At 59.4% G+C, this 23,415-nt stretch carries 16 protein-coding genes and 3 pseudogenes; 11 read left to right on the top strand and 8 right to left on the bottom strand.

Annotated elements, in window-relative coordinates; translation table 11 throughout:
* Positions 1-78 precede the first annotated feature (78 nt).
* Entirely contained in the window at positions 79-1,065 is a 987-nt protein-coding gene (locus tag LPJGGPFB_RS26325) for an ABC transporter substrate-binding protein (protein WP_173422836.1), read from the bottom strand.
* 168 nt (positions 1,066-1,233) lie between these two features.
* Here LPJGGPFB_RS26325 and LPJGGPFB_RS26320 point away from each other — a divergent pair, with 168 nt between their 5' ends.
* The 3 genes from LPJGGPFB_RS26320 to LPJGGPFB_RS26310 all read left to right on the top strand — a co-directional run bounded on the left by LPJGGPFB_RS26320 (position 1,234) and on the right by LPJGGPFB_RS26310 (position 5,211).
* A complete protein-coding gene (locus LPJGGPFB_RS26320) occupies positions 1,234-2,019 on the top strand; it encodes a GntR family transcriptional regulator (RefSeq protein WP_173422835.1) in 786 nt (261 codons plus the stop codon).
* A 232-nt stretch (positions 2,020-2,251) separates the two neighbouring features.
* Positions 2,252-3,988, top strand: a complete 1,737-nt coding sequence (locus tag LPJGGPFB_RS26315) for an LVIVD repeat-containing protein (RefSeq protein WP_173422834.1) — start codon at positions 2,252-2,254, stop codon at positions 3,986-3,988.
* A gap of 149 nt (positions 3,989-4,137) precedes the next feature.
* Positions 4,138-5,211 (top strand): porin, encoded by a 1,074-nt coding sequence (locus LPJGGPFB_RS26310; RefSeq protein ID WP_173422833.1) that lies wholly within the window; start codon positions 4,138-4,140, stop codon positions 5,209-5,211.
* 322 nt (positions 5,212-5,533) lie between these two features.
* On the opposite strand, the gene LPJGGPFB_RS26305 is transcribed toward LPJGGPFB_RS26310, so the two are convergent.
* The 5 genes and pseudogenes from LPJGGPFB_RS26305 to LPJGGPFB_RS26285 all read right to left on the bottom strand — a co-directional run bounded on the left by LPJGGPFB_RS26305 (position 5,534) and on the right by LPJGGPFB_RS26285 (position 10,464).
* Positions 5,534-6,166, bottom strand: coding sequence for an autotransporter outer membrane beta-barrel domain-containing protein (locus LPJGGPFB_RS26305; RefSeq protein WP_173422832.1), 633 nt, complete (start codon positions 6,164-6,166; stop codon positions 5,534-5,536).
* A 428-nt stretch (positions 6,167-6,594) separates the two neighbouring features.
* Entirely contained in the window at positions 6,595-8,238 is a 1,644-nt protein-coding gene (locus LPJGGPFB_RS26300; protein ID WP_173422831.1) for a caspase family protein, read from the bottom strand.
* Between the two features lie 337 nt (positions 8,239-8,575).
* A pseudogene (locus tag LPJGGPFB_RS26295) lies at positions 8,576-8,710 on the bottom strand (electron transfer flavoprotein subunit alpha/FixB family protein); the annotation flags it as partial.
* A gap of 50 nt (positions 8,711-8,760) precedes the next feature.
* On the bottom strand, positions 8,761-9,648 hold the full coding sequence (locus LPJGGPFB_RS26290) for a hypothetical protein (protein WP_173422830.1): 888 nt from the start codon (positions 9,646-9,648) through the stop codon (positions 8,761-8,763).
* A gap of 156 nt (positions 9,649-9,804) precedes the next feature.
* Positions 9,805-10,464 (bottom strand): hypothetical protein, encoded by a 660-nt coding sequence (locus tag LPJGGPFB_RS26285; protein WP_173422829.1) that lies wholly within the window; start codon positions 10,462-10,464, stop codon positions 9,805-9,807.
* 29 nt (positions 10,465-10,493) lie between these two features.
* Between LPJGGPFB_RS26285 and istA the strand changes: the two are divergent.
* The 8 genes and pseudogenes from istA to LPJGGPFB_RS26245 all read left to right on the top strand — a co-directional run.
* A pseudogene (istA, locus tag LPJGGPFB_RS26280) lies at positions 10,494-11,084 on the top strand (IS21 family transposase); the annotation flags it as partial.
* A gap of 166 nt (positions 11,085-11,250) precedes the next feature.
* Positions 11,251-12,513 (top strand): tyrosine-type recombinase/integrase, encoded by a 1,263-nt coding sequence (locus tag LPJGGPFB_RS26275; RefSeq protein WP_173422821.1) that lies wholly within the window; start codon positions 11,251-11,253, stop codon positions 12,511-12,513.
* A gap of 110 nt (positions 12,514-12,623) precedes the next feature.
* Positions 12,624-13,499 (top strand): tyrosine-type recombinase/integrase, encoded by an 876-nt coding sequence (locus tag LPJGGPFB_RS26270; RefSeq protein WP_234903057.1) that lies wholly within the window; start codon positions 12,624-12,626, stop codon positions 13,497-13,499.
* A complete protein-coding gene (locus LPJGGPFB_RS26265) occupies positions 13,496-14,500 on the top strand; it encodes a tyrosine-type recombinase/integrase (protein WP_234903056.1) in 1,005 nt (334 codons plus the stop codon). Before LPJGGPFB_RS26270 ends, LPJGGPFB_RS26265 begins: the two co-directional genes overlap by 4 nt.
* Positions 14,501-14,576: 76 nt before the next feature.
* A pseudogene (locus LPJGGPFB_RS26260) lies at positions 14,577-15,549 on the top strand (Mu transposase domain-containing protein); the annotation flags it as partial.
* Positions 15,491-16,225, top strand: coding sequence for an IS21-like element helper ATPase IstB (gene istB / locus LPJGGPFB_RS26255; RefSeq protein ID WP_173422828.1), 735 nt, complete (start codon positions 15,491-15,493; stop codon positions 16,223-16,225). The pseudogene LPJGGPFB_RS26260 and the gene istB, both read left to right, overlap by 59 nt.
* 351 nt (positions 16,226-16,576) lie before the next feature.
* Positions 16,577-17,398 carry a CHAP domain-containing protein gene (locus LPJGGPFB_RS33805; protein WP_427858462.1) on the top strand — a complete coding sequence of 274 codons (822 nt, stop codon included), beginning with the start codon at positions 16,577-16,579 and terminating at the stop codon, positions 17,396-17,398.
* Positions 17,398-19,161, top strand: coding sequence for a hypothetical protein (locus tag LPJGGPFB_RS26245; RefSeq protein ID WP_173422826.1), 1,764 nt, complete (start codon positions 17,398-17,400; stop codon positions 19,159-19,161). The genes LPJGGPFB_RS33805 and LPJGGPFB_RS26245 overlap by 1 nt, the downstream gene beginning before the upstream one ends.
* A 311-nt stretch (positions 19,162-19,472) precedes the next feature.
* Here LPJGGPFB_RS26245 and LPJGGPFB_RS26240 read toward each other — a convergent pair whose 3' ends face one another.
* Positions 19,473-21,248: a UvrD-helicase domain-containing protein gene (locus tag LPJGGPFB_RS26240; RefSeq protein WP_345791079.1), complete on the bottom strand. Its 1,776-nt coding sequence runs from the start codon at positions 21,246-21,248 to the stop codon at positions 19,473-19,475.
* Positions 21,233-23,041 carry an ATP-dependent nuclease gene (locus LPJGGPFB_RS26235; RefSeq protein ID WP_234903094.1) on the bottom strand — a complete coding sequence of 603 codons (1,809 nt, stop codon included), beginning with the start codon at positions 23,039-23,041 and terminating at the stop codon, positions 21,233-21,235. Before LPJGGPFB_RS26235 ends, LPJGGPFB_RS26240 begins: the two co-directional genes overlap by 16 nt.
* Positions 23,042-23,415 lie beyond the last annotated feature (374 nt).

Below are 23,415 nucleotides of genomic sequence, written 5' to 3'. Positions count from 1 at the left end.
TGAAAAAAACAAAAGGGTCGAGCGCTCCTGGCGCTCAGGCGGACGGTGCTCAGCGCACCGACCGCCGATGGCGTCAGGTCACTCGACGATGCATTTGCAGTCGGCGAGCGAAGCCGGGATCTCGATGCCGAAGGCAGCCATCGCCTTCTTGGAGATCAGCGCTTGGTGATCTTCAACGGCAGGGCGCACGGGGGCGATGGACTTCGGGTCCTTGCCCTTCAACACTTCGGCCGCGATCTTGCCTGCATTCTCGCCGACCTGTTCGTAGTTGACGGCGAAGCTTGCCGGTACGAAGCCTTCCAGCACCGCGGTATCGACGGCGTTGACGACCGGAATGCCAGACTGGCGCGCGGCCGACGCAACCGCGGCGATGGCCGGCTGGATCATGTTGGAGGTCGGACCGTAGATGACGTCCACCTTGCCGGCGAGCGAGGTAATGCGCTGCTGGATGTCATTGAGATTGTCGACGCCGACTTCGACGACTTCGAAGCCCTGTTCGGGTGCGATCTTGCGAACGGTTTCGAGCAGCGCCACGTCATTGGCCTCGCCCGGATTATAGGGAAGGCCGAGGCGCTTGGCGTTCGGCAACAGCTTCTTGGTGAAGGCAAGCACCGCAGCCATGTCCTGGCTGTCGGTCGCACCGGAGATGCCATCGTCCCCGCTTTCGGAGGACGGGACGAGCTTGGCGGCTACCGGATCGGTGACGGCCGTGAAAACGACCGGAATGCCGGAGCCGGCGAGTGCCTTCTTGGCAATCTGCGAAACCGGCGTGGTGACGGTGTAGACGAGCTTCGGTTGTTCGGCCTGCAGCTTCGCGATCATCTGCGGCACGAGCGAAGCGTCGAAATTGGTGTGGCTTTCCGTGTAGACGACGTCCTTGCCCTCGACGAAGCCGTTTTCCGCGAGCGCCTTCTTGAAACCGGCGATCGCTGCATTGAGTGGCGGATGTTCGCCGAAATTGGCGATGCCGATGCGGATCGGATCGGCGGCGGCCGAGCCAGTCGCTGCGAGCATCAGGCCGACGGCCATCAGGCTTGTGATAAGTTTCGATTTCGTGGTCGCCATGTGTTCCTCCTCCAGCTGTCGCAATGACAGCACGACGAGGGATGAGGAAGCGCAGCCGCACGGCAAAGTCAACGAGATAGTATACAATTATCGCGATTTGCGATTATCATATACTTTTCTCGAATATATGATGCCACCTATCGAGGTGCCACTTTTTGGGGAGTGCAAGTGACCGAAGAGCAAGAGAACGGTACAAAAACAGAGGCCGCCTACCGGATTTTGCGGACTGAGATCCTCATGACCCGGCTGCAGCCGGGGACGCCGTTGCGGGTTGATCTCCTGAGCAAGACCTACGATGTCGGGCGGACGCCGCTGCGCGAAGCCCTTTCGCGGCTGGAGGCGGAGCGCCTGGTCGTGGCCATCTCCAATCGCGGGTTCACGGTCGCACCCGTCTCGCGGGCCGAGTTGGAGGATCTGACGAAGGCGCGCAGTGTCGTCGAAATCCCGTTGCTGCTGGAAGCCATGGAGCGCGGCGGTTCCGAATGGGAATCGGCCATCGTCACCGCGCATTACCGCCTGTCGCGCTGCAAGACGATCCTCGAGGACTCCTCCGACCTTTCCGTCGATGCCTGGATGGAACGGCACGAGGCATTTCACGCCGCCCTGCTCAGCGCGGCGCAATCGAGCTGGCTGATGCGCTTCCGCGCAACCATTTCGGACCAGCTCCAGCGCCACTACCGCTTCCTGGCCTTCGCCCCCGCCCTGAGGGCTGCCGCCGGCGAGACTGACGGATACGAGGAGGCCATGGCTGCGCTGCATAAGGCGCAGTCGATCGGGCCTCATACCGACCTGATGGAGGCCGTGCTTGACCGCAACGCCGAGCGCGCCCGTCTGCTGATGGACGAGCATTTCGGCTATCCGCTTGAAGTCTACGCCGTCGAGGAAGGGGAAGCGGCAGCGCTTGCAGCGCGCAAGAAAGGAGCGCGCACGCGCACTCATAAGAAATCCGCATGAATTAATGCCGATTAAGGCGATTGTTATAGGGAAAGCGGTTCTATTTCATACCGGCCAGCAAACGGGAGCGGCGTGATTACTGCGGGCATGAGGAAGCCTGCGCAATCCACTGACACAACAAAGGAATTCGGAATGCGACGCCGTGCGGTGTTCGCTGCCGTCCTGTCGTTTGCCTTGCGCCGCGACCGCCTTGGACGCAGGCATATCACCGATATTGCAGGAGGAGACGGACATGCCGAAAAGGCTGATTATCACATACTCGATTTTGTGTCTGGCGACGGGCTCTGCCCTTGGTGCCGGCTGGGAAAAGGACGTGCCGACGGAGATCAACATCCAGGATCCCCACCTCAAGCGCTGGTCGGAGCTGACCTATGACAAGCTGCCGCCGGCGCTGACCCCTGGAAAGGATTACGGCATGGACCCGGCAACGGGCAAGTTCAACGCGCCGCGCGCCACCGCACTGGGCGCATCGCCGAACTTCCCGGGCCAGCTCGACCATTGGGATGACAAGACCTACAAGAGCAATGTCGAGGAAATCGCCTTCTACCCGCACATCACGTCGCCGTGGCATGCCTGGCCGGACGTCGCGGATTTCAACGGCAAGCGCTACATGTACCTGCATGACCGCGATTACATGCGGGTGCTCGACATCACCGACCCCGCAAAAGCCAAAGTCGTCTATTCCAAGGGCGGCGTCTGGGGACCGGAAGGTTCCAGCGAGGATTGGGACGCCAAGACGGTGCAGGACTATTTCGGCGGCATGACCATCGCCTGGAGCGAGAAGCTCCAGAAGAACGTCGTCGTTGCCTCCTACGAGATCGGCCGTTTCGGCATCCTCGACAACAAGCGCACGCAGCCTGACGTCGTCGAGACGCTGCGCCAGTACAATTCGCTCAAGGGCTTCAAGGTCTACGAGATGAACGGCCCGCTGCCGAGCGACTGGAAGCTGATCGCCACCCGCACGACCGACATCAATAACCCCGACGCGCCCATCGGCAAGCAGCAGGGCTCCGGTTCGCTCGACGCGCCCGCCTGGTTCGGCGGCAAGTACATGTATCTCTCGGCGGCGCCCGACGACAGCTACGCCTTGACCGAATACCCGGACTACCTGCATTCGCCGGGGTACCAGGCCTGGGACATGACGGACCCGGCCAATCCTCTTTTCGTCAGCCAGGTCACCGTTCCTGGCCAGGTTGTCGGGGACAAGGCCAGCGAGGATGCCTACCTGATGAACCCGCGCGCCGGCAACCGCACGTCCTGGATGGGGTCGCGCATGCCGCTGTTCCTGCCGAAGCCCGTGGAAAAGGGTGGCACGATCGGTTTCGGCGCCATGGGCGGTCTCGGCTTCTACACCTTCGACCTCACCAAACCCGGCACGCCGGAAATGCTCGGCCATCTGAGCATTCCACCGAGCTTTGCCGGCACCGAGTTCGACAATGCCGATACCAGCCAGTACGAGCGCACCGGCTATGTCTTTGCTAACGGCTACCCGATGAACTCCAACTGCTACGAACCCTACAAGGACGTGCTGGTCATCGACGCCAAGGATCCGAAGGAGCCGAAGGTGGTCGCCACCTTCCCGCGTCCGACCCCGCCGGCAGAGGCCGAATTCACCGACTATTGCCAGCGGCGCGGCAGCTTCGGTCCGAAGCGCTCCGGCACGACCCACCAGCCGGGCCACAGCCGCGAAGGCATCCTGCCCTATGCCTTCTACAACGCCGGCCTGCAGATCTTCGACGTCAAGGATCCGAAGGATCCGAAGATCGCCGGTTACTACGTACCGCGTTTCCCCAAGCCTGAGGAAATGCCTGATTACACCTATGAGAATGCCAGTTTCGCGGTCTTCACGGAGTATGACCGCAACATCATCTGGCTGATCAGCATCGACGGCATTCGCGCCCTGAAGACGCCTCTTCTCGGTGAGCCGAAGACCGGTCTTACCGGCGAAGTCTGGCCGCCGCGCGGATAACCGCTGACAGGGCCGGCATCGCAACCGACGCCGGCCCATCCTCTGCCATTCCATCCGACCCCAATCAGGATCTGCTTGTCCGGCGCGCCGTGGACGGAGCCGGCGAAGCTTTCCCGATTTTCTGAAACCAATGAGAGAACCAACTCAAGATGAACAAGCAATCCAGTGCGACGTCGCCTTTCCTCCTGAAAGGTGCCGCAGCAGCGCTCTGTGTGATGGCCGGCATGCAACCGGCAATGGCCTCGGACGCGGAACCCGTCGAATATGTTCGCGTCTGTGATGCCTATGGCAACGGCTTCTTCTATGTACCGGGCACCGAAACCTGCCTGAAGATCAGCGGTTACCTGCGCCACGAGGTTGCTGCCGGCGACGATGTCTATTGGGGCGGCTCGCTCGATGGCTTGCCGGGCAAGGCACGGGCCACGCTGCGCTTCGACGCCCGCAACGAAACCGAGTTCGGAACGCTACGTTCCTATCTGGAGACCCGTTTCGAGCACAAGGCATCGGGAGAGCGTATCTATATTTCGGAAGGTGTCATCGAGCTTGCCGGCTTCTCTGTCGGGATTGCCGATTCCCTTTTCGCGAACTGGACCTGGGGTGCCGGCAACGTCATCTACGACGACGTCATCTACTATTCCGGTGACCGCACGATGCAGGCGAGCTACACCCACGACTTCGGAGGCGGATTCTCCGCTATGGTCGGCGCCGAGGAAGGCAACGGCTCCTGGGAACTCGAGACGGTCGATGCGTCGGGCGTGGCAAGTCGCGAGTGGTTTGACCTGCGGGCCGACAGGATTCCGCACCTCCTCGGTGGCGTCAAGTACGAGCAGGACCGGTTCACGCTCTTCGGCATGGCTGCCTATGACACCCGCTATGACGCCTGGGCCCTCAAGGCACGCGTCAATCTCGAGGTCAGCGACGCGCTCTCCTTGTTCGTCATGGGCGCCTACCAATCCGACCCAAGCCAGCCCAACTATTATGGCAGCTGGTATGGCGATTGGGCGATGTGGGGCGGATTTTCCGCAGAGGTCAGCGAGAAGGCCACCATCAACAGCCAGATCTCCTTCGAGGAGGACGGCACGTGGAACGCGGCGCTTAACGTCGCCTACGAAGTCGTACCGGGCTTCAGGATCACGCCGGAACTTGACTACACCGCCTTCCGTGGCTTCCGCGGACACGAAGACGCCTTCGGCGGCGTCGTGCGTTTCCAGAGAAACTTCTAAACATGCGAATATGCGTCGGCGGCGACATCGCCGCCGACGCATGTCTATGCTCGACAACGAGCGCGACGAATGATGTGGCTGAAATCGGCACGACGATGCCGGTGCTCCGTTCAGCCATCGCTGCATCGCCAATCGTTTTCATTGTCATCGAAACCATCGGGCAGCCGCCGGGGCTGTCCCTTGTCCGACGACGCAGCTGCGGCAAGCCTAGGATCAAGACCCGGGCAACACAGGCGGAGGGGGCATGTGCAGGAGCGGCGTCGTTTCGCGTCTGCCGTCAGATGTGCCGCCTCGCCAGTCCAGTCAAATGGCATGCACTCGATCAGAAACGCACATGAGCACCTTCCTTCGCACCAACCGTCTGCTCGCCTTCACTTTCGATGCCGTAGAGCAGCGAGAAGTCGAAATCCCAGTTGAGGTCGTTGGAGATGTTCAACCCGGCGCTGACTGTGCCGAAAGCGCCGATATTGTCCGACGCGGCAAATCCCGCAGTGCCGCCTAAGCCGGGCGTCAGCAGCAGGCCGCTTTCGAGCAGGCAAGCACGCTCCAGTTCCGCGCCGACGCTGAAGCGCAGTTGCTCCTGTGCGAACCCTTTGAGATCGACTTGGGTACCGTCGCCGTTCGAGACGCTGTAGTCGTCGACGGTCTCGCTGAGGAGGACGGCACGTAGCACGGGTGTGAGGACGGTTGCGTCACCGAGTTGCCACTGCCCCTGCAGCTTCGAGTCCCACATCACCCGGCGCGTATCGAACGAGTCGCCGAAATGCTCCGTGTCGACGTCGTTCCAGGAACCGCCGTAGAGCAGGCTGGTGTCGTGGAACACGCCGGAGCCAAGCTCGAACGAAGCATAAGGGCCGGCCAGCCAGCCGTTACCGGTCAGTTCGGCGTCGGCGTCGGTAGGATCGGTCATGCGGTCGAAGTGGAACGACGGGCCGATCAGCGCAATATCCTGCATGAACTTATCTGCCGTGTGCCGGCCGGCCTTCAGGAAATTGATCGGCCAGTCTGCCTCGGAGCGCTTCCTGCAAGTGACGTCTCGACCCGACACACCCTATCGCGGAGCCATGTGCAGAGGGTATTTTCCCGGGCAAAATCGGAAGGGCTTCTCGTCTGGAGCCTTCCCGGTAATCGCGGCGACTTATTCGTCTGTCAAACCCTGCTCCGGGACTATATCCTGTGGCAAGCGATCAAGTTCCGCGCCATTTCCGTGGCCTATGGGCGGGCGCATGAGGAGTTGAGTGGCAAAGGATGGGATTGCGGCCATGGCTCGGGTCCCTTCCGCGAGGCAGCAATGCAATCGAGCGCATTCTCACCTTCAGGTGGGAGGCGAGAGAACTGACACTGTCGCCACACGGGGCTCATGTTCAGCCACGAACTTTCATTCTACATCTTGCTCAAAGTAATCGTGCCCGAACAGCCGCTACCTGCCCCGGTCCCCTTGAACCTGCCGGTCCCGGTCGCTCCATTTATCCTTCCCGTCAGGATGTTGCCGCCTTTCCTTCCCTTATGGACAAATGTGTGGGTGATGTTGACGGTTCCGTTGCTGGAGATTTTCCCCGAAAATCCAGATCCAGACGACACCGCGCCGTGACTTACGGAAACGGTTGTCGAGAGTTCGCGCCAGTCGCCGCAGTCCGTCTTTGCGTGCCTTACAATCTTCCATGTGCCGTCGAAGACGCTCAAGCCGGGCGCGACACAGCGGTTGTCCTGTACCTCCATTCCGTTGGCGCAGGCCAGCGGGCAGACACGGTTGCCAATCGCTTTCAGCCCATTCAAAAGCGCCTCGGTCGGTGCGAGTGATGCAAGCCTCAGTCCCTTGCGCGCGGCATATGCCCGAAGGGCCTTCTGACTGCTGTCACCCCATTTTCCGTCGACTTGGCTGAGGCATCCGAGGCGCGCCAGTTCCCTTTGCGTGGCGAACGCGAGGTCGCCGGGAGCCATGTTGTCGGCGGGCGAACCGGAGGATTGTGTCCCTGAGTTGGCCTGGTCAAGCGCAGCGACTTCAGTTTTCCGCGCGTCGTCTGCAGGCTTCGCGGCACGCTCGGAAACTGCCTTTTCCTGCTCCGTCATCTGCCTTTCCTTCTCGCGCCCGATTGCCGCGATCTTCAACTTCGCCAGCGTTGCGAACGCGCCGTTGGGGTATTGCTGGAGGTATGCTTCGAAGAAATTGCTTTCGGTCGCATCCTTGATGGAATTCCAGTAGGCAAGTTCTACGGTTCTGTCGGTATCTGCTGGCGCCGCCGGGCCGGTTGCCGTGTCCGGGACTGCCAAGGGATTTAGAACAACGGAGCCCGTCAGCGATGAGCTGTCCCAGGGGATCTGCTTGCCATCCGTCACCTGCAACACCGCTCGACGCACGGCAATCATGTCATCCGTTATGCTCTGCCCGGGGGTGCCGAGGTGTTTCAGCAAGGCGGTCGTGAACGGGGAGTTCCTTCCAGACCCGTCAAGGGAAACATTTCCCGGCTGAGTTGCGAACGCAATCAACGAGCCGACGCCGGTATCGAGTTTCGCCAACCCTCGCCCCACTGCCACGGATCGAGTTCCCAGGGAGCGAGCCAATGTCATGGCGAGCGGATTGTCGCGGCACGCGTCGAGGAACACCACATTGACCTTGGCGTTGCGCTCCATTGCGGAGAGGACGAGCTCGATCGGCAACGCCTCGAAATCCAAATCGTTGTTTGATTGAAGCTGGGCGTCGACCGGGATCATATAGTTGTCCCCGTTTACCTGCAGGCCGTGTCCGGCATAGAAAAAGAGTGCGACGTCAGCGCCTTCGAGTTTGCGTACAAACTCTCTGATCGACCGCCGCATTCCCGCCAGATCGAGGTCACGCCCCGTCACAACCACGAACCCCAGCCCTGTCAGTTTGGATGCCATGTCACCGGCGTCATTCTGAGGGTTCGCAAGCTGTGGCGCGTGCTGGTAAGCCGAGTTTCCGATGACCAGCGCGATGCGCCTTTCGGCCCAAGCATACGAGCTTAGAAGGAAAAAGGAGAGCGCAATGGCCACACGAAGGTAATACATAGGAGCCAGCCCCACCGACCATGCTCCCGTGTCGAAATCGACGTTTGACAGGCACACCTCCGATGGTCGCTGTCAGCGCATCGGACCAGCCCAAGGGACTGCAGTCAGGTTGAATAAGGATGATCTTCCACGCGGGCCTAGTCAACCAAGGCGGAAAGATCTCGAGGCTAAAGAGTCCCGTCGGATGTTGTCGCATCATCCGACTGTCAGTGAGAGAGTGCAGAGGTGATGTCATGAGGAATTCGGCCATCAGCGGGCCGTGCCCTGCATGTCGGCGCACGGACGATCAGGATCGACGGCTGAGCGTCATCGTCCAGCCGTCGCTATCGACGTCTGATCAGGAAACCCGCTCCAGCTCCGGAAGAGCTTCGAACAGGTCTGCGACGAGGCCGTAGTCGGCGACCTGGAAGATCGGCGCCTCCTCGTCCTTGTTGATGGCGACGATGACCTTACTGTCCTTCATGCCGGCCAGGGGGCGATTTAGCCGTGAAGCAAGCCGTCAATGCGCATGGAAAATCGCGCTTACTTTTGATCTGCATTCTGGAGATCGAGAGTGGCGTATTCCTCATCTTTTGGGGGCCTTCCCGGCGCGCGAGGCCTCGGGCTTGCCGATCGCCCTACAGCGTCTCTGGCTGTCGATCGGGCAACTGCCTTCTGGGCAACCCCGCTGAGTTGCACTAGGGAAGAATTCTCACCGAGCACCCGCCAAAGAATAGCGCTGCTATCCATCCAAAATTCAGGTGCTGGCTGCCCGCTATGCTGCCGACGGTTCTTTCCGTTCGCGAACCTGTTGCTCATGCGTCGCGCAAAATCTATGCGATCCTCAACGTCAGCCCTAACGTCTTCCCAAATTTGCTTGGCTTTGCCCGGATCGAATTCATGCACTTTGTTCTCTCGAACGGAGATGAACTGTGCGATCTCCGCGGGAGAGAAAGAAAAGTCGCGAAACGCCTCGGGACCGAGACTCGTTTTTGCCTTGCCTTCAACCAGATTACAGTCGAGGCATACCGGGGTCCTTCCAAATCGAGCGACCAACTGGAGCATGGAGTCCTTAAACCAGTCGATCTGCATGTTCGTTTGACCATCGTCCGTCCGCGGGTTACGCCCTGTGAACTCTCGCTCCGCCCAATCGCCGAGATGATCGTGATGAATCTCCACTTGGCATAACAGCACACCAGACGAATTCAGACGAACAATCTGAGGTTTGCTCCTTCCGCAACAGGGGCAACTCCAGCCCTGCCAGAGCCCTGCCCAACCGCGGTTGAGATTGAGCTTCGTGCCAAATCGGGCGAGTAGGCTCTTCGTTTGCTGACTCCACTTACCGTCGCGCATTCGAAGAAAATTTTCGACCTCATCATCAGACATGGTGTCGATGTTAGGGACGGTAACAGAGATAGTCTCGGATGCCATGCTCTCTTCCTCGTTCGGACTTTTCGAGCAATCCGGCAAGAAGGCCCGGCCGATAGGTGCCGTATCGATCAAAATTCACAGAAAACCATCGCTAGTTTTCACCCGGCAGCCACATGCAGTCGGCCCATTGGTCTTCGTGCCGAGCGGAAAAATCCCTCATCGCGGGTCGTTTGCGCGGGGCGACTGGCAGGCCCTGGCGCAGGTGGAGACGACGTCGCGATAAAGCGTCGGATCGACACGCCGGATGCCGTCGAAATTTAACAACAGATCGTCCATCCGGTCGGCAATCTGGTCCCCACGCGCGATCATAAGGATGGACGGCGGCCGGCTATGGGGATTGATCAGTACATATCGCCAGCTCGGGTCGGTCTGTCCCTTTGACGGGACGAGTTCGCACGGCCAGGCATCGCCGCCCCCGGTCATGTTTGTATAGATATCCTCAAGGGCGCTGGCCTTGTTGGCCACAAGAACGCAAGGGCCTCTGGCGGCATAACAGCCGAAATACTCATCAAACTCGACGCCAAGCATGTCGAGAAGGCTATAACGCTTTGATCGGTCGAGGCTCGATTTCTCGCCGAGAAACCATTGCAGTGCTTTCAGCGTCGTGCCGATCGACTGGGCGATCTCCTTTGCACGGTTTGGCCAACAGGCGACGAGGTTGCTTACGATTTCCGGCGCATTGTCATAGCTGTTGTCGCTGTCATTCTCTTCTTCGTCGATCTCGGTGCGCGGTTTGTGTTTCGGCGTGGAATATTGACCCCTCTGGCGGGGTGACCGGCGTCCAATTTTGACCCCCCACCTGTTTCGTCTGACCATCCGTCTTTTGCTGGCGGATGGAGGGGGAGTTGAAGCGAGTGGATACGATTGCGCGTGTTCGTCGAGCCTTCCATGTGCAGGGCTGGTCGGTGAAGAGGATCGTCCGGGAGCTACACGTCTCGCGCAACACGGTCCGCAAGATACTGCGGTCTGATGAGACGGACTTTTCCTATGAGCGCGAACGGCAGCCACTGCCGAAGACCGGGGCATGGAAGGCTGAGATCGAGCGCTTCCTGGCCGCGAACGAAGGCAAACCCTCTCGTGAACGGCTGACGCTGATCCGAATTTACGAAGAGCTTCGGGCACTGGGTTACGACGGCAGCTACGATGCGATCCGGCGCTATGCGAAGGGATGGTCGAAGGATCGAGGTGCCGTGACGGCGGAAGCCTACGTGCCGCTCTATTATGCACCTGGTGAAGCCTATCAGTTCGACTGGAGCCATGAGATCGTCCTGATCCAGGGGGTAACGACGACGGTGAAGGTCGCCCATGTCCGGCTCTGCAACAGCCGGATGATGTTCGCGCGGGCCTATATGCGTGAGAGCCAGGAGATGGTCTTCGACGCGCACGACAAGGCCTTCGGCTTCTTCCGTGGCACCTGCACGCGCGGCATGCCCGATTACGTGCCCGGGCACGTAATCGGGATTTTGTGTCCCGAACGGTTATGTGGCTTACCGTCGGTAAGGTACTGACGTTAGAGATTCCTGTGGGCTAAAGACGGCACATCTCTTTGCGGCAGCAACAGAAGCGCATCCTCCGGTTCCCTACTTTGGAATGGAGGTTGCCATGTTGGACCGCTTTTTCGTCAAGCCGCAGACCGTCGACCGGATCATGGGTTGCTGGCTTGGGCCGCAGATTGACCAATATGTGACGGCGCTTTGTGAGCAGGGTTACGCGGTTCGCAGCATCTATCGGCGCGTCCCGATCTTGACTGCGTTCGCGGATTTCACTGCAGCACGCAACGTCGCCCAGACCGACCAGGCGGAAGCACTCGTTGAAGCATTCTCTGTCGACTGGCTATCTGCTCGTCGCGCCGATCGATCCGCTGATGCGTGTCGACGCGAACGCAACTTCGTCGGGGGCATTGTCCGGCATTTCTTCAGCCAGGTCGTCTCAAAGTCGGATACCACCAGCCGTAGAACAGCTTGGCCGATCCCTTTCGCTACCCAGGCGCCAGGATTCTTCGACCATCTTCGTGAAGAACGCGGCCTGCGTCCGAGTTCGATTTCCCACTATAGGCACTATCTGCGCCGGTTCGAACGATATCTCCAGGACGTTGGATGCGAGCTCGCGGCGCTGTCATTGCCCGTGGTCACGGGATACATCACGACGATGGCCCAGGATTTCGGTCCCAGGGCGATGGTGAGCATTGCGAGCACGCTGCGCGTTTTCCTTCGATATGCGAACAGAGAAGGCCTCCTGCAACGCGACATCAGCAAGCAGGTCGAGGTGCCCCAGCATTATCGGCTGGCCGACATACCCCGATCGATCAGTTGGGATTCCGTCCAGAAGATGCTCGATCAGGTCGATCGCCGCACCGTCGTTGGCCGGCGCGATTACGCCATGCTGTTGCTGATGATCACATATGGCCTACGCGCCCGCGAGGTCGCGATGTTGACGCTCGACGACCTCGATTGGAAGCGTGATCGATTACACGTGCGGGAGCGCAAGGCCGATCATAGCACTGCTTATCCGCTGGCCCCCGTCATCGGCGAGGCGATCATCGACTATCTGAAGAATGGGCGGCCTGATGTGCAGGGCCGACAGATCTTCTGGCGATACCTAGCGCCGCGATCGCCACTGACGCAGGCCGCGGTGTCGGCCATGACCAGCAAGTATCTGCATAGGGCGGGCATTCCCGTGGCCCGGCCCGGTTCCCATACGTTGCGACATGCTTGCGTCCAGAGGCTGGTGGACAACGGCTTTCCGCTCAAGACCATCGGCGATTATGTCGGGCATCGCTCGGCCTCTTCCACGATGATCTACGCCAAGGTCCAGGTCGATGGCTTGCGTGAAGTGGCTCTGGGTGATGGGGAGGATCTGCAATGAGCCCCCGTCTTCCCGAGCCTTCGAGCCCGATCGCGCCCCACATCGTCGCTTTCGTTCGTCACAAGCGCGCGCTCAACCGGCGCTACGACGTCGAAGACAAGGTGCTGCGGATGCTCGACGGCTATCTGAGCGCGCAGGAGATCAAGACCCTCGCGGAGATCACCCCGGCGCTCCTCGATGCTTTCTTCCTGAGCCGTCCGCGCTCTCGGCCGCGAAGCTTCAACCATCTTATCGGTGTCGTCGGCCGGCTGTTCGAGTGGATGGTCGAACACGACGTTATCGATCGCTCTCCCGTCACGATGAAGCCGCGCCGCCGAGGTAATCCAAGACCGCCCTGCATCCTGGATCTGCGGACTGCCCAACAACTCATCGATCGCGCCGCCGAACTCGCGGATCGGAACAACGCTCTGCTTCGCGGTCCCGCCTATGCCACCATATTCAGCCTGCTGTTCGGGCTTGGTCTGCGCGTCGGCGAGGTTGCGCGCCTGCGCTGGCGGGATGTCGATCGCAATCGTGATGTCCTCACCATCCGCGGGACGAAGTTTTCCAAGTCGAGGCTCATTCCCATGGGGCCGCAACTGGCACAGCGACTCTATGCGTTCATGGCGTTGCGATCGCAGCACCTGGCTTCGGTTGCGGCCGACACACCGCTGTTTTCTTTCACGAAAGGCCGGCCCGTGAACCCGGGCACAATCAGCATCATTTTTCATTCGCTCGCGGCGGAGCTGAACATCGCGATCCCGCCAGGAGGAACGCCGGCTCACGTGCATGATCTACGGCACAGCTTTGCGGTCGGGCGACTTCTGCGATGGTATCGCGACGGAAGCAATCCCACCGACAAGCTGGTCAAGCTGTCGACCTTCATGGGGCACGTGGATCCCGCTTCCACAGCCGTTTATCTGACGATCACCACCGATCTGATGGAGGCCGCCGGTCAGCGCTTCGAACGCTTCGCCTTGCCAATATCAAGTGGAGGCCGGCCATGACGACCGTCGGCAGTCTCGTCTATCAGTTCTTCGAGCACCATCTCAAAGCCGAGAAGGGTCTGGCCCCGACCTCGATCCGGAGCTACCGTGACGGGATCCGGTTGTTCCTTCTCTTTCTGGCCAGGAAGAACCGGCGCCCTGTCAGCAAGCTCGGGCTGACCGATCTCAGCGCCGACAATGTGCGGGCCTTTCTCGCCCATCTTGAAGCCGAGCGCGGCAACAGCATCCGATCACGGAACCACCGGCTCGCAATGTTGCACGGTTTCTTCGCCTATGCCGGTGGCCAGGAGCCGATGGTACTGCCGGAGGCCGAGCGCGTCGCCGCCATCCCGAGGAAGCGTACGCAGCCGGCGGCCACCTATTATCTCGAACGCGACGAGGTCGAACGGCTCTTCGACGGCCTGCCGCGCGACGGGAGGCTGGCCACCCGCGACAAGGCGCTGCTCATGTTCCTGTACAATACTGGGGCCCGCGCATCGGAAGTCGTCGGACTGACCATCGATCAGCTGGTTTTGATCTCCTCGCCGCGGGTGAACCTGCACGGCAAGGGCGATAAGTGGCGGACCTGCCCACTATGGCCCGAGACCGCCCGCCTACTTGGCGAGATGCTGCGTGACCGACGCCAGCCGGCCGCGCCAGCAACTCCGGTATTCCTCAGCAACGTCGGCAAGCCGCTGACGCGATTCGGCCTGTACAAGCTCGTCCGGCGTCATGGTTTGGACCTTCGCATCGGCAACGGACACAGGCCCATTTCTCCGCATGTTTGGAGACACACGACGGCCGTGCATCTACTCGAATCCGGCGTCGACGTGAACGTCATAAGAGGTTGGCTTGGCCACGTCAGCTTGGATACAACCAACCGATATGCCGAGATCAACATCAGGATGAAGCAGGAGGCGCTTGAGGCCTGCCAGGTGCCTTCGACTTCTTCGGTGGGACCGCCCCGAAGACCAGTCTGGCAGAGCGAACCAAAACTTCTCGAATGGCTCGCTGGCCTCTGATTGTTATGTGCCCGCCGTCAACGACAACGGTTGGATCAACAGGCTGCGGGCCACATAACCGTTCGGGACACAAAACTACGACAACATGAAGACGGCGGTGGAGGCCGTCTTCATCGGCAAGGAACGGGTCTACAATCGCCGCTTCCTGCAGATGTGCAGCCATTATCTTGTTCATCCCGTAGCCTGCACACCAGCATCCGGCTGGGAGAAGGGACAAGTCGAGAACCAGGTCGGCCTTGTGCGCGAGCGGTTCTTCACGCCGCGTCTCAGAGTCAAAACCCTGGAGGAACTGAATGTCTGGCTGCTCGACAAATGCGTTGCCTATGCCAAGGCCCATAGCCATCCCGAACAGACGGCGCAGACGATCTGGCAGATGTTTGAGGCTGAACGTGGGTGCCTTGTGCGTTACGTCGGCCCATTCGATGGGTTCCACAGCGTTCCGGCCTCGGTGTCGAAGACCTGCACTGTCCGCTTCGACAACAACAAATACTCGGTCCTGTCGACTGCCGTCGGCCGCCCTGTAGAGGTTCATGCCTATGCTGACCGGATCATCATCAAGCAGGACGGAGTGACGGTCGCTGAACACCAGCGCAGCTTCAGCCGTGGCGACACGGTCTACGATCCCTGGCACTATGTGCCTGTTCTCGCTCGCAAACCTGGTGCCTTGCGTAACGGCGCTCCCTTCCGGGAATGGGTTTTGCCAGCCGCGATGGAGAAGGTTCGCAAGCGACTGAAGAGCGTCGATGACGGTGATCGACAGATGGTCACCATACTCGGATGCGTTCCCGCCGATGGCCTCGCCGCCGTTGAGGCTGCCTGCCAGGAAGCGCTCGATCACGGCGTATGCTCGGCCTCGGTGATCATCAACATTCTGGCGCGAAGCCGCGATCCGGCTCCTGCTGCAACTCTGCAAATCCCGGATGCGCTTCGGCTTACCCATGAGCCGGTCGCCGACTGCGCCCGTTACGACAGGCTCAGGAGGGCAAGTTGATGGAACGCACACAGGTTCTCGAACTGATGGGCACGCTGAAGCTCTACGGGATGCGTAGCGCTTATGACGAGGTCATGGGAAACGGCATCAAACGGCAGCACGAACCGCCGCGCATCGTCGGTGATCTCTTGCAGTCGGAGATCGCCGAGAAGCAGGCCCGATCCATTCGCTATCAGCTCAGCATCGCCAAGCTGCCGTTGGCAAAGGATATCGACGACTTCGACTTCGCCGACACGCCCGTCAATGAATCCCTGGTGCGGGAACTGGCCACCGGCACCTTCGTCGCCGACCAGCGCAACGTCGTTCTCGTCGGTGGCACGGGAACCGGCAAGAGCCACCTGGCCATCGCGATTGCCCGTGCTCTCATCCGCAACAGCACACGCGGCCGCTTCTTTAACGTCGTCGATCTGGTCAATCGGTTGGAAACGGAAACGCGCAACGGCAAGCAGGGCCGGACGGCGGATTACCTTACACGCCTCGACTTCATCATCCTCGATGAACTCGGCTACCTACCGTTCGCGCAGGCCGGTGGTCAGCTCCTGTTCCACCTGATCAGCAGGCTCTACGAGCGCACTTCGATCATCGTCACCACGAACCTCGCTTTCGGCGAATGGCCGTCGGTGTTCGGCGATGCGAAGATGACAACGGCTCTCCTCGACCGACTGACACACCATTGCGAGATCGTGGAAACAGGCAACGAGTCCTGGCGCTTCAAAAACCGCTCTCAAAGCTAAAGCCGAAGATACCCATCACCCGCACTTGGCCTACCCTCTGCAACCCCGGCCAGCGCCGGGCAGGCCAAGCGCTGATCGTCTACAGGGGGGTGAAGATTGGACGCCGATAAGGGGTCAACATTCCGCGCCGATTGACAGTAACGACGGCGCGACCGGCCTGGCCCGTCCCATTCTAGTCCATTCGGCAACGCTCATAGGGGACTTGACCGAACAGAAGACGGCCGCGTTGCGCGCGCGCTGATGTCTCGCCGCTTCGTTTGAGCACTCATAAATTCGAACTCTTCGCCCAGCTTATGATCTTGCTCTTATTTAGAGTTGTAATATTGTTCGCAGTGTGTTGTGGGAGGGGTTATGAAAAGGCGCAGTTTTATCGGGGGCATAGGTCTTGGAATCGGGGCCGCATTAAGTACTTCTGGCGTCAGTTTCTCGCGGGACGATCCGTACTCGCAATTGACTGAACCAAACTGGCAGCAACGGCCGGTATATTTTCCTCCGGAGGCGAGAATTCCAACTCTTTCCGAGATTAGAGCAGATGCCTTAGCCCACACTGGCCCTGGTGCACCCTTGGCGTTAGAAGTCGACTTGGCGATTGAACTACTATTTGATATTCCGACGGAGGGGCGTCCATTCGATATTGCTTATCGATTCCTTGAATGGCGAAGGGGCGAGGTCGGGACTTCTGAAGTGGAGCGAACTCGTAGGAAATACTATTCGAGGGAATGGCCGCGGCGCGGAAACCCTGTCATCATGCAGTTCTTCGACGCGACAGGTTACCGCCACCCGGCGGGCGACACAACGTTCTGGTGTGCTGCGTTCGTTAGCTGGTGTATTGCGCGGTCTGTCGGTGGCCCTACATCAGTCAATAATCCTTGGCCCTATGAGAAGGGGGCCGCCTCGAGATCCTACCGCGCCTGGGGGCAGGACGTTATCGCTGATCTCAACGATTCACCGCGTCGTGGCGATGTTGCGGTTTTCCAGAACACGGCTAAGCCTGATCAGGGGCACGTGGGATTTGTTGAGAGAGTATCCGCCGATCATATCTGGTTGTTAGGCGGAAACCAGGGAGCACAGAACGAGTATAATGGCGGCGAGGTTAACATCGCGCGCTACAGTCGCTCGGTCGGAGGGTCTCTAAGGTTTCATTCATTCAGACGGCACGAGGTTCTTGGTTGATGCCCAGCTTGCGCCAGATTGGCTTGACTCTTGCTGCCTTCCTCGTGTCAGCGCCCACTAGTCTCGATGCAGCAGAACGTCCTGAAGAAGCCGTTTATCAAATGGTGCGAGCGGGCGATCCCGAGACCATCCACGGTATTGCGGTATTGTTAAACGCCGAGCAAGGAGTGTTTCTCACCGCAGGTCACCTAACAACGGCAAATGACATGAGACTGCGCCGGGGCGATCAGCTCTTTTCCTTTGAACCAGTCATGCAGGGCAACAATATTGGATTTGCTGCTGATGATTGGGCAATTTTGCGTGTTCGAGGCGACGAGTGGGAAGATGCGCAACCACTTCCCGACTTGCCGGTACTGTATGGATTTCCAAATGCGACATCGCTGAGCCAAGCAGTTCTCTTTAAGGGGCCTACGAAGGCAACATTTCCCTCTGCCTCTGTATGGGAAGGCCAAAGTGATAGCGAGGCTTGCAATGAGAGATCGGTAATACTGATCGAGGCGAGCCAGTACGATCACGGCGACAGCGGATCGCCCGTATTTATCACCGGCGACAACTCCGGCGTTGCCGCTCTTACGAGCCGCTTTCAGTCCACAATTGATCAATTGAGCGATAGAGATCGACGCATGGTGGAGCTTTTTTACGAGCTTAACCGTGAGAACGAGGATCCGTCAACGCAACAGCCGCTCGACGCTGAGACGCTGCGGACACTAATCAAAGATCACATTCTAGTAAAAGTGGTTCCAACAAAATGTGTCTTGGACGCGATAGTAGCACAGTATCAGGAGTCACTTTTGCCCGACGGGAAGGCAAAAGATTTCGCTCAGCGCTTTCGTAAGCATCTGAGGAAAATTCGTGACGAACCCGGAATGGATTTGGCAGCTAGGCGGCAAATTGTTCGACGTACGTATGATTTCATTGAAGCATTAAATAGCCGTTCTTTTAATTGGTTAGAACTAATTAGCCTGTACGACGCGTATTTCGATGAATTTAATGGGTTCGATTTTACTGCTTCCGCCGACGCGCTACAGATAACTGCCTCTTTACTTCAAGCATCAATCCAAGCGCGCGTTGAGGGGATCCAAACCGCGTTCGTCTTGAGAAAGAGCGCGTCTTCGGCGGAGGCGACCGAATTGCGGTCGATCTCAAATTGGGTAGCAAGTAGGCCGGCCGAGCAAATTAACGGTGCAGGCGCGTTTCTTCCTAAGTTCCTCGAGCAGAACAAGAACTGGAGTGCAACAGAACAGCGGCCGTTGAATGTCCTTGGACTAGGCCAGGCCCCTGTTTCTAACGAAAATGGTGTCCTTGTTGGAGCTGAATTGGCTGAAATTCTGTCGGACGCTTCACTGACGTCGGAACTGTCGCCTGAAGTACGAGCGTTCACGACCGATTTAGCGACAACGCTTTTGGTTGGGTACAAATCGTCGGATGGACGCCAGGTCACCCCGAAATTTGACAGCTTAGCTAAGATAGTCAGAGCAGCTGAAGCGTTTGACACGACTGGAGCAATATCACCGGCGACTGCGTCCCGACTAAAAGAACAATTCACGAATGCGCATACGTCGATCAATGCACCGGAAATTGAGCTGCAGATTTGGCCCGATGAGCGGCTCGACCTCAAACTCCTAGAGAAGCCAAAACCATATCAATTTCTTGACAGAGATGGAGTTCCCGAACCCAGCGTCGTACTGCCGCCTGGTCTAGATCGCACGCTACAGCTAGACCTGAGAGGGCAGCAATTAGAACGTTACAACATACAACGTTAACGAGGGCGCCCGAGAGTAGTGGTGAGAGTTGGGTGGCCACAGCCAGGTGCGGTGTGTCAGTGCGCCCGTTGAGCGCTTGTTCGATTGTGTGGCCCACGGTTCCAATCCCTTCAAGGTGTAGGATAGAAACATCCGGACCGGGCGGCATGTTGCCGGCTTCCGCTGTAGGAGAGGATACTGGCCAGTATGATCTCCGAGCGTCTCAATTGGGGCCGGTCGCGGATAGTCGGCTTTGGTTGCCTCTTTCTAGGACGCGGCCGTTCAGCGACTGAACCCAACCGGCCGTCGGACGATGCGCAACAAGCATGGTCTCATTCAAGGCCAGCCTCCGCAATGAAGGGGGTCGGAGTGTTCTTCCAGTGAGATTGATCGGACGCCACAACGAGGACGCGCCTGGCGCGGGTTAGGCCGACGTAGAATAGCCGCCGAGACTCGTCATATGCCTCCTGCGTCGATGTCGAGAAATGCGGGATACTGCCATTGTTCATGCAGATCAGGGCGACGCCATCGAATTCGCGGCCCTTGGAATTGTGTAGCGTGATCAGCTTGAGCGCCTGCTCGGGATTGGCGAACAGGCCCATATCCGAGATCAGTAGATTCGCGAGATCGACCTTGCTGGCCTGCATGTCGGACAACATTTCCTCGGCGGAATCGATCAGCGGCTGTCTGGCGCCGCCCGGCAACCATTCCTCGCAATCGAGATAGTCACCAGCTTCGCGGGCGATGGCGCGCAGCCAAGCGACGCCGCCGGGATGCTGGTCGGCAAGTTCGCGAGCGAGATAGATAAGGCCGAGCGCCACGCGACGCCCCTGATAGCTGAACATGTCGTAGCGCGAGTTCCCGGTGAGATCGCCGATGAGCCGAAACAGTGCCCGTTCGACACCCGGGATTCCGAGGTAATTGCCGGCCTCGGCGCAGGCTCCGAGTTGCTCGGCAAGTCCGGCAAGCAGACGCCGACGTCTATACGGGCGGGCACCCGGACCGAAGATTGGCACGTCCAATTCACGAAGGGCGCGGGCAACGGGGATGAGATGCGTCCACCATGGCGCAAGGATTGCGGCCTTGCCGAGCGGGATGCCGGCATCCTGCAGGGCGGGCAGGAAATGGTCGGTGATGGCGTCGATCGGCCGGCCGACATGGACGTAGTTCACTTGCGCCGCGAGCTGGGCTGCATCGCCCGCCGACTGCATCGCCGGCACGGTCGGGATCAGTGTTGATGCAGTGCTAACTATCGCCGGCCCGCATCGGAAGTTGCCAGTCAAGGCCGTGTCGCGGTGCGCGCCGATCTGATTGCCGAACTGCTCGGCGAGTTCGGGGCGAGCGCCGGCGAAGCGCATGATCGACTGATTCTGGTCACCGACGAGAAAGAAGCGGGTGTGGAGGAAATGCTGGAGTGCGCCGAAGATGGCGATCTGGATGTCTGTGGTGTCCTGGAATTCGTCGATCAGCAGCCAGGCAAAGCGGCTTGCGATGCCGCGTCCGACGAACGGGTGCTGTTCGACAATCTTCCATGAATAATAGAGGATCATCGCGAAATCGAGGTATCCGTGGGCGCGGACCCGCTCCCAATAGAGCGCGGCGGATTCATCGGTGACGATGCCGGTCTCGATACCCTGGCCGCAGGGTTCGCCGTTCACGTCGATGCGAAGCGATTCATAGTCCTCGAACACCTGCCCGGCGGGCATGCGACAGAAGGCGTCCTCGACCGCCGTCACGATCTGCTCGAACAGGCTGTTCTCGCGGGAGAGCACCTGAAACGACGCCGGCACCTCGGGAATCAGCCAGCTATAGGGACGCAGAATGAATTGCAGGCAGAAAGCGTGGATCGTTGAGATTTCACAGCGGTCCGCGATCGCATTATTGCCGTAGGTGCGCAATCTGGTCTCGATCTCGTCAACCGCAGCATTGGTGTAGGTAATGCAGCCGATGAACTGCGGCGTGCCGATAACCTGATCGGCCAGCGTCAGCAACTTTGCGAGAATGACCCGCGTCTTGCCGCTTCCTGGGCACGCAGTCAGAAGCAGATTGCCGTCATGTTCAACCGCCTCGCGCTGTTCCGGTGTCAGCCGGATCATTCGGTGAGCCACTCATACGCCTCCTCGATATAGGTCGGCAGATCGGTCGCGAGGTGGGCGTAGCGCGCAGCTATCTGCGCGAAGCGAGCCTTGCCAAAGCGCTTGGCGGTATTGAGCGTGATACGGCCAAGCTCGATGCGTAGTGCTGTCTCGTCGGCGGAGCTCAGTCCCCCGAGCGCAAGCGTCGCAAGCCCATCCTCCATCTGTGCAAGGATCTGCGGCGCGCCGAGGGCTCGGACGGTCTCGATCAGCATCGGCAGGCGCCCGACCGATACCAGCTCGCGTTCGAAAGTGGTGGCCCCCTCAAATGTGGACACAAAGTCGTTTTCCAGTGCCACCAGATCGGGGGTGCCTGTTTCCGGATCGAAGTCCTCGGCGTCGGATGGCGTCATGTCAGCATCGGCCACGATGGCGCATTTTTTCTCGAGCGATCCGGCGCGGAACAGCTTGGCATAAACGTCAAAATGGACGCCATGAATCGCAATAACGGAGATCCCGAGCCGCTCGAGCTTCACGCCGTACACTTGCTCGATCAGTGCCGGGATCAGGAACATCTCGGCTGGACCTTCGACCAGCATGACCTTGCGCGCGTAGAGCAAGGCGCTCTTGGTTGCGTCGAGGTAGCGTTCGAGATCGGCAATTTCTGGCGCGGTCAGCGCGGCATTGAGCGCGAGATTGCCGGCAGCGATAGTCGCGTCCTCGCGCTTGGTGAGAGATACAATGCTGCTCAGTGGAACCTGAGAGGTCACCTGGGTGCTGTGACTGGTCAGGATGGTCTGCACGTTGATCGCCCGCAGTGCCGCGATCAAGGAGAACTGCAATTGAGGATGAAGATGCGCTTCTGGCTCCTCGATCAGTATCAATTGGCCGGCCGAGCGGTTGAGCGCGATCCGCCGCTGCAGGTATTCCATCAGGATCGCGATGTAGAGGATGTTGTTCATCCCAAGACCGTTGCGGCCAGGTTCGAACGAGGTAAGTGAAAGGTCCGACAGAATGATTTTCAGGTTGCGGATGATCGCGCGGAAGGTCGCGGCGGACAGGCCGAGCGCGGCGTCCATCTCAAACGCGGGGCCAGAGACATCCTTGAACCGTGCGTCGATTGCCCCTGCTATCTCGGCGATAGTCGCCGAGTTTGCGATTGCCTGATTGGCCTGGTCGAGGATGGCAATCAGGGCATCCTGCTCGGCCGCATCGATCTCGAACGCCTCGATCAGGCGGATGAGCGGTGACTGGCGGGGATTGCGCAGGTCGTTCTCAACATCGCGGAGCGCGGGCAGATGAACGAGGAGGTAAGACTGCAAATCGGCGAAGCGCACGGACTCGCCGATCCCCTCGTCATTCCAGGCAATGTCCGTGAGGTCGATCGCAGGATCACCGCCGCCGCGGATTTCCCACTGATAGTCCTCAAGGGTCAGCGCCCCGGGTACAATGCCGCCATTTGCAAGCTGCTCTCGGACAATTGGGCGCGGGCGGAAGCGGTAGAAGATACGCGCGCGGTCCGGAGCCGTCTTCCAGGTACTGACCAGCGCCTCTTCGTTCACCCGCCCCTCGAACCCAGTCAGCTCAATTCCGATCAGAACCTGGTTTGGCTCGGCGATATCGATCGCCGAGTGGATGTCCTCGCGCTGTAGCGACCGAAAACTCGATGGCAGCATATTGTCTAGACAAATCTGGATTGCGCGAAGGACCGCGGTCTTGCCAGTATTGTTCTCTCCGATGATGCAGCACAGATCATCCGCGACATTCACGTCGAGTGACGCGAACGTACGAAAATTCTGAATCACAATTCGAGCTACTCGCATCATTTCCACCCGACTGTCGAGCGGCCAATTGCCGCCATCTATAGTTGAATTGAGGGCACGATTAAGACAAGTGTGTTTATAAATTTCGCACAGCCTCAGAACCATCGAGGTTCTAATCACCGTTGGATGAATGGCAGTTCAGACGAACGACAGCTGTTTGACATGGGGGCGCAGTGCTGCCGTCCACAGACCTAAGCGTGGACGTCGCCTTAGGGGCGGGCAAATTCGTGCTCCCACGAGCGTTGCACTGCGTGTTGCTGTGATGTTCACTCTTTGGACCACGAAGATCGCATAATGTATCGACAGGAAGGGTCGCCCGGCATAGCGTGGGGCTTGAAACCCACCATACGCCGAGCGTCGTCAGTTGGTCGTTCGCC

Origin of the sequence: Ensifer adhaerens (genome assembly GCF_013283195.1) — a bacterium.
In the GTDB taxonomy this organism is placed as follows: Bacteria; Pseudomonadota; Alphaproteobacteria; order Rhizobiales; family Rhizobiaceae; genus Ensifer; species Ensifer adhaerens_G.
This window is presented reverse-complemented; position numbering and strand designations above follow the sequence as displayed.